Below are 5034 nucleotides of genomic sequence, written 5' to 3' on the forward strand. Positions count from 1 at the left end.
TACCCGGTAAGCCCACATCGCTGATCATCAAGTCAATACGCTGTTCGGACTCAATGATTGGCACCGCCGTGTTCGCATCCCCAGCCTCGATAAACCCATACCCCAGCTCTTTGAGCACGGCGCTGACCAGCACCCTTACCGCAGGGTCATCCTCGACGATCAACACCGTTTCTCCTGCATTGGCAAACGGCAGCAATGTGGGGTTGAGCGGCGCCTGGGTTTGGGGCTCGCCGATAAAACGTGGCAGGAACAGGCTGACCGTGGTGCCTTTGTTGACTTCACTGTGAATCGTCACATGCCCACGAGACTGGCGAGCGAAGCCGTAGATCATTGACAGCCCCAGCCCTGTGCCCTGCCCGATGGGTTTGGTGGTGAAAAACGGATCGAATACGCGGCCCATCAGGTGTTGGGGAATGCCGCAACCGTTGTCACTGACACTCAGCTCTACGTAATCACCCGGTATCAGGGTGCCGTAGGCGGCGGTGAAGACGCTGTCGAGGTGGCGGTTGGTGGTTTCCACTCTGAGCGTGCCACCGGTGGGCATGGCATCGCGCGCGTTGATCACCAGGTTGAGCAGGGCGCTTTCGAGCTGGTTGGGGTCGGCTTCGGCCGTCCATAAAGCGTCGCTCAAGCGCATGTCCAAGCTGATGCTTTCGTTGATGCTGCGTTGCAACAATTCGCCCATGGCCGTGACCAACTGGTTGATCTGCACGGGTTTGGAGTCCAGCGATTGTCGACGGGAGAACGCCAACAGTCGGTGGGTGAGGCTGGCCGCGCGGTTGGCGGAGGTCACGCCCAGGTCGATCAGGCCGTCCAGGTCATCCAGTTTGCCTCGCGCCACACGTCGGCGCAGCAGTTCCAGGCTGCCGATAATGCCGGTAAGCATATTGTTGAAGTCATGGGCGATACCGCCGGTCAACTGGCCGACGGCTTCCATTTTTTGCGACTGGCGCAGGGCTTCTTCGTTGTGACGCAATTGGGCGGTGCGTTCTTCCACTTGCTGCTCGAGGGTTTCCAGGGTGCGCTGCAGCCGCAGCTCACTCTCGCTCAAGTCAATCAACCGGTCCCGCGCCTCGTATTGGCGCCGCCGACCGCGCAGGGCGGCGCTGACCAGGCTGATCAGGGTGATGGGATGGAATGGCCGCTCCAGAAACGTGACGTTACCCAGCAAGCCGCTCAGGCGGGTCGAGCCGTTCTGCTCTTTGCCGCCATGCTGGGTCATCAGCACGATCGGCAGGTCGGACCAGGCCGGCTGCTGATGCAACAGCTCAAGTAACGGCTCAAGGTCGACGCCACGCAGGGCCTCAGCGGCAATGATGAGCAGGCCGGCGCCTTGCGTCAGCTCTTCGCACAGCGCGGTCAGGCTATTGGCGACGATCCCGCTATAGCCGGCTTCATTAAGCATCATCAACGCCAATGAGCCATCGCGGCCCATGGGCGCCAGCACGATGGCGCGCTCGGAGACGGGAGAAAGGGCCGGCACTAGCCCTCATCCTTGAGCAGGGGGGAACCGGCGCCCATATAGGTCGGAATGCCGCGCAGCACACCCTGGAAGTTATCCAGAGGCACACCCACCGTCATGCCGCGGCTGCCGATGCGGTATTCGCGAATGGTGGACTCATGGGAGCCGGTTCTTTTCTTGATGATCGAAATGGCCCGGCGAACTTTGCCCAGAGCCTCGAAATAACGCAGCAGGATCACGGTGTCAGCCAGGTAGGTGATGTCGACTGGCGTCTGCATATCGCCGACCAGGCCGTGCTGGGCCACCGTCATAAAGGTCGCGGCACCACGGCGGTTAAGGTATAGCAGCAGTTCATGCATATGCAGGATCAGCGCGTTTTCTTCGGGCATGGCCGCCTGGTAGCCGTTGATACTGTCGATGACCACGGTCTTGATACCGCGCTCATCCACGCAGCGGCGAACCCGGTGGGAAAATTCGCCGGGGGAGAGTTCGGCCGCGTCGACCTGTTCGATCAGCAGGTTTCCGGTGTCCCGTAAGGCGGCGAGGTCGATGCCCATGTTCTTCATGCGCTCGAACAGCAGGCCCAGCTCTTCATCGAAGATGAACAGCGCAGCCTTTTCGCCACGGGCCACGGCGGCGGCAGCGAAGACCATCGAGATCAAAGACTTGCCGGTACCGGCCGGGCCGAGAATCAGGCTGCTGGAGCCGGTCTCGATCCCCCCGCCGAGCAGAGAATCCAACTCCTCGATACCGCTGCTCAAGGTTTGACGGTTGTAACCGCCGCGATGTTCGGCCGCCACCAGGCGCGGGAATACGTGAATGCCGTCGCCCATGATGGTGAAGTCGTGGAAGCCGCCACGGTATTTCTGGCCCCGGTACTTGACCACACGGATACGCCGACGCTCGGCGCCATAGTTGGGCGTCAGCTCCTCCAGGCGAATCACCCCGTGCGCAACGCTGTGCACGGTCTTATCCAGGGATTCGGTGGTCAAGTCATCCAGCAGTAACACGGTGGCGTCATAACGCACGAAGTAGTGCTTGATCGCCAGGATTTGCCGGCGATAGCGCAACGAGCTTTGCGCCAGAAGGCGGATCTCAGACAGGCTGTCGACCACCACGCGGGTCGGCTTGACCCGCTCTACCACTTCAAAGATCTGGCGGGTGGCTTCACCCAGCTCCAGGTCGGAGGAGTACAGCAGGCTTTGCTGGTGATCGGCGTTGAGCAGGCTTTCCGGTGGGGTCAGCTCGAAGATATGAATATGCTCATCCAAGTCCCAGCCGTGGGATTTGGCACCCTGGCGCAGTTCGTGCTCGGTTTCGGACAGGGTGATATATAAGCAACGTTCGCCGTTCTGCGCACCGGCCCGCAGAAAATGCAGGGCCACGGTGGTTTTACCGGTGCCGGGTTCGCCTTCGAGCAAAAACACGTGGCTTCGCGATAGCCCCCCGGCAAGAATGTCATCAAGACCTTCGACGCCGGTGGCCGCCTTTTCACTCAACAGCTGTTTGGATGTACTCAAGAAGTGCCCTCAGGTCACGTACAAGTAGAGGGGCACGCCGACTGGGACGCGCCATATTCACTTGACCGTAGTGGCCACTAGCGGTTCAACGTTTTGGATGAATTGTACGAAGAGAGGTCGCTTTACACGTTTTTGCGGTGCTGAGCTGATCGCCTATCAGAGGCCCTGTTGTAGCGCCGGATCATCCGGGTTCTGTTGCTCAAGTTGGGCGAGCAGCACCTGAACGTTCTGCAACTGCCCGGTCTCTTTCCAGTAATTGACCAGCAACACGCGGGCTTTGCGATTGGCGGGATGCCGCTGGACGATTTCTTCCAGCTGGCGCTGGGCCGCCTCTACTTCGTCCTGGGCGTGCAGGGTGGTGGCCAGGTCATAGCGATAATCCGGGTTGTCTGGCGCAAGCTCCACCGCCTTGGACAGGCCGAGCAGGGCGTAGGGGCGCTCGCCATGGTGCAACAGCCACATGCCCAAGGCATGTTGCAGGTAGGCCGACTCCGGATGCGCCGCCAGTTGCCGGGCCAGCAGTTGGCGCGACTCGTCGGTCTTGCCTTGCTTGTCCAGCAGTTCGATTTGCGATACCACCGCTTGCAGGTTGTCCGGCTGCAAGCGCATTGCCTGCTCCAGGGCGTTTTGCGCCTCCGGCAGCAGGGCGCTGTGGATGTACAGGCGCGCCAATTGAATCCAGCCTTCAGCGGTTTCGGGCTGGGCCTTGAGCGTTGTCACGAATTCATCGAGCACCTGCTGCAGTGGGCCAAAGTACAAACCCAGTGTATCGGGCGACAGGCCCAGCAAGGCGTTGGCGGCGGCAAAGCGCACCGATTGTTCCGGATCGTCCAGCACCGGGCCGAGCAGTAAGGTGCGCTGGCCAGTGGGCACCAGGCCGACGATGCTGTGAATAGCGGCTTCGCGCACCAGCGCCGACTCATTGGCGAGGTCTTTATCGGCCAGCTTCAGCGCCTGGGGGCTGGGGTAATTGGGCAGCTCAGCATGCAAGGCGGCGCGGCGCTCGGGCGACAGGTCCGGCCGGCCCAACTGTTGGTACAACACACGTGCGGCGCCGGGCTCGCCGTTATGCGCCTGCTTCAAGGCCTTGGAATAGCCATGGGCGATGGCTGGGGGTACGGCCACTGCAGGGGTGCGGGAGAAAAACCAGGTGATCAGTACGATCAACAACAGGGCGCACAGGCCGATGATGGAGTAACGGCGTGACTTTGACATGCAGGCGTCCGAAAGCTTGGGCAGCAAAGTTCCAAGCTTCGGTCAGTGCGAGGCGAGTGTCAAACCCGCGTCAGGTCAGCACGTAGTCCGCTGGCTCCAACGCTGGCGGCAGGTTGACTTCACCAAGGGCGGCGAGGATCTCGCGCTCCAATGTCCGCAGGATAGCGTCACACGGCAAGTCGTTTTCGTCGAAGCCGAAGGGGTCTTCCAATTCGTCGCCAATCGCATCCAGGCCAAAGAAGGTGTAGCTGACAATCGCGGTGAACACTGGCGTCAACCAGCCAAGTGGCTCGGCCATGGCGAATGGCAGCAAGATGCAGAACAGGTAAATGGTGCGGTGCAACAGCAGGGTGTAGGGAAAGGGCAGTGGCGTGGTCTTGATACGCTCGCATGCCGCCTGCACCTGGCTCAAGCTGACTAGCCGGGCTTCCAGTTGGGTGTAGCGCCATTCGCTGATCACGCCCTGTTGTGCCAGGACCGAAAAGCGCGCACCGACCGTTTGCAGCACGCTGTCCGGCAAGTTGGGGTGGCCCACTGGCATGCTGATCCAAGGGTGTATCGCCCGGGCTTGATCTTCATGGCGCAAATGCGCGACCAAGCCATGGGCAAAACCGCACAGGCCGCGCAGCAGGCCAGCACGCTCGGCGGTGTCCCCCAGCACCTGGGTCTCGCGAATCAGCGAGCGCACGTCAATGACCATTTGCCCCAGTTGCTTGCGGCCCTCCCACCAACGGTCGTAGCAGGCGTTGTTGCGAAAACTCATGAAGATCGACAGTGACAGGCCCAACAAGGTGAAGGGCGTAGCGTTGACCTTGGAAAAATAGGCGGGGTGCAGGG

4 protein-coding genes are annotated in these 5034 nt (G+C 61.0%); all 4 read right to left on the minus strand.

Annotated features, from left to right (window positions below; translation table 11 throughout):
* Positions 1 to 1483 (minus strand): ATP-binding protein (locus tag GIW04_RS27715; RefSeq protein ID WP_236479410.1); only part of this gene is annotated, 1483 nt, incomplete at its 3' end.
* Positions 1483 to 2982, minus strand: a complete 1500-nt coding sequence (locus tag GIW04_RS27720; protein WP_120248058.1) for an ATPase domain-containing protein — start codon at positions 2980 to 2982, stop codon at positions 1483 to 1485. The genes GIW04_RS27720 and GIW04_RS27715, both read right to left, overlap by 1 nt.
* 156 nt (positions 2983 to 3138) lie before the next feature.
* Entirely contained in the window at positions 3139 to 4197 is a 1059-nt protein-coding gene (locus GIW04_RS27725) for a tetratricopeptide repeat protein (protein ID WP_003191245.1), read from the minus strand.
* Positions 4198 to 4267: 70 nt separating this feature from the next.
* The coding region (locus tag GIW04_RS27730; RefSeq protein WP_236479411.1) for a bestrophin family protein at positions 4268 to 5034 on the minus strand (767 nt) is incomplete at its 5' end.

The organism is Pseudomonas sp. PA-4-8C, assembly GCF_021606625.1.
Taxonomy (GTDB): domain Bacteria; phylum Pseudomonadota; class Gammaproteobacteria; order Pseudomonadales; family Pseudomonadaceae; genus Aquipseudomonas; species Aquipseudomonas lactis.

What these genes read in the sequence shown, in the direction of transcription:
- GIW04_RS27725 (WP_003191245.1), bottom strand. Translation starts at nt 4,197, where the DNA reads ATGTCAAAGTCACGCCGTTACTCCATCATCGGCCTGTGCGCCCTGTTG.